General features: G+C 77.0%; 1 protein-coding gene. It reads left to right on the forward strand.

Annotated features, from left to right (window positions below; genetic code table 11):
• Positions 1-805 (forward strand): nitrate- and nitrite sensing domain-containing protein (locus B7767_RS40685; protein WP_179167521.1); only part of this gene is annotated, 805 nt, incomplete at both ends.

The following is an 805-nucleotide window of genomic DNA, read 5'->3' on the forward strand; positions in this document are numbered from 1 at the left end:
GCCACCGTGACCACCGCCCAGGACGTCTCCCGGCTGCGTCAGGTCCAGCGCGTGGACGCCGCGGTCCGCGCCCCGCTCTCCGCCGCCGTCGCCGCCCTCCAGGCCGAACGCGCGGCCGCGGTGCGCCGTGCCACCGACACCTCGGCGGTACGTCCCGACGAACTGGCGGAACTCGCGCGGCGCACCGACCGGGCGGTCGCGGAACTGCGGCTGGGCGAGCACCGGACCGTGGCCGACGGCGAGGAACTGCCCCGCGCGGTGGCCGGCCGTCTGGAAGCCTTCGTCACCGCGGCCGAACGGCTGGGTCCGCTGCGGACGGCACTCCGCGAAGGCCGCGCGGGCTGGACGCAGACCTACGACCAGTACACGAGCACCGTCTCCACGGCCTTCGGCGTCGGCGGCGCCCTCACCGGCATCCAGGACGCCGAACTCGGCTCCGACGCGCGCGTGCTGCTCGAATTCTCCCGGGCGGGGGAGGCGTTGGCCCGGGAGGACACGATCCTGGCCGGTGCCCGGCTGCACGGCAGCCTCGGCGGTGAACGGCTGCGCCTGTTCACCGGGGCCGTCGAACTGCGCCGCACACTCACCGGTTCCGCCGTCGCCGACCTGCGCGAGCCCGCCCGCACCGAGTGGCGCGCCCTCGCCGGCAGCCGCGCCTACGCCGTCCTCCGCACCGCCGAGGACGAGATCCTCGCCGACGGTCCCGGCGCCCGGGCAGCCCACGCGGTCCCGCGGGACACCTGGGACACGGCGCACGCGCGCGTGCGGGACGGCATGCGGAGCGTCGAGACCGACGCGGCCACCG

Source organism: Streptomyces sp. 13-12-16 (assembly GCF_002114215.1).
Taxonomy (GTDB): Bacteria; Actinomycetota; Actinomycetes; order Streptomycetales; family Streptomycetaceae; genus Streptomyces.